We start from the raw sequence: 1539 nt of genomic DNA, 5'->3' as shown, positions 1-1539 counted from the left end.
TCCGGCAGCAGCGCTATCTGGGCCACCGGCTGATGGCTGTCGGCCACCATGGCGTGCAGCAGCGTCTGCCAGTAGGCCAGGAAGCGCCGGATGGTGTGGGCGTCAAACAGCGCCGTGGCGTAGTTCAGCTGGCCGCTCAGGCCGCTGTCGCCCTCGGTGATGTCCAGACTCAGGTCAAACTGGGCGGTGTCGCTGTCCGGTGTCAGCGGCGTCAGCGTCAGCCCGTCCAGCGCCAGCGTGGCGGACGGGGTGTTCTGGACACCGAACACCACCTGGAAGAGCGGGCTGTGGGCCAGACTGCGGGCGGGGGCGACGGCTTCGACAATCTGCTCGAACGGCAGGTCCTGATGGGCCTGCGCGGCAATCACCGTCTCCCGGACCCGGGCGAGCAGGGTGGCGGTATCGATGTCCCCGGACAAATCGATACGCAGCGGCTGGGTATTGACGAACATGCCAATCAGCCCCTCCAGCTCGGTGCGGGTACGCCCGGCGACCGGGGTGCCGATAACGACATCGTCCTGCCCGGCGAGGCGGCCCAGCAGTGCGGCCCAGGCTGCCAGCAGGGTCATGAACAGCGTGGTGCCGTGACGACGGCCCAGCGCGTGCAGCGCGTCGGTCAGCTCGTGCTCCAGCGTAAACGCGACGGTGGCACCGTCGTAACGTTGTGTCGGCGGGCGTGGGTGGTCGGCAGGCAGGGTCAGGCAGTCCGGGGCGCCGCGAAGGTGGTCGACCCAGTACTGTTGCTGACGCTGCAGAACCTCGCCCTGCAGGTGCTGGCGCTGCCAGGCGGCGTAATCGCCATAACGGATGCGCAGGGGCGGCAGCGGGTCGGGCTGACCGGCGTTAAAGGCGGCGTACAGGGTACTGAGTTCACGGATAAACAGGCTGACCGACCAGCCATCGGCAATGATGTGGTGCAGCGCCAGCCGCAGCAGGTGGGTCTGTGCCGCCACACGGAGCAGCTGCCCCTGCACCAGCGGGCCGGTGCGCAGGTCAAACAGCGGGGCGAAGACCGGCAGGTCGCCGCCGGGTGCCACGGTGATTATTGCCAGCGGGAACGGGCGCAGACCGGCGGGTTCGATGACCTGAACGGCGTCGCCCTCTACCGGCGCAAAGCGGGTGCGCAGGGGCGCATGACGGGCCATGATACGGTCCAGCGCCCGGGTCAGCGCGGAGACGTTCAGTGGCCCCTGCAACTGCACCGCGCCCTGAATCACATAGGCGGCGCTGGCAGCCGGGTCGAGCTGGGTCAGGAACCAGAGGCGCTGCTGGGCCAGTGACAGCGGCGGGGTGACCTCATCGGGCAGCGGTGTGATGGCCGACAGGGTCTGTGGAGCCGCCTCGTGCAGTATTGCGGCCAGTGCCTGCAGCGTCGGGTGGGCAAACAGCTGTGTCAGCGGCAGTTCGCGGTTAAGTTCGGAGCGGATATGGGAGACCAGTCGCACCGCCAGCAGGGAATGGCCGCCGAGTTCGAAGAAATGGTCCTGCCGTCCGACGCGTTCAATGCCGAGCAGGCGCTGCCAGATGGCGGCCAGTGCC

At 68.2% G+C, this 1539-nt stretch carries 1 protein-coding gene; it reads right to left on the bottom strand.

From position 1 onward, the window contains the following. On the bottom strand, positions 1 to 1539 hold a 1539-nt coding region (locus FAZ14_RS20160), incomplete at both ends, for a condensation domain-containing protein (protein ID WP_235914644.1).

It is taken from the genome of Dickeya oryzae (genome assembly GCF_009372235.1).
Lineage (GTDB): Bacteria > Pseudomonadota > Gammaproteobacteria > Enterobacterales > Enterobacteriaceae > Dickeya > Dickeya oryzae.
Note: the sequence above shows the minus strand (reverse complement) of the source record. Positions and strands in the feature narration are given on the sequence as shown.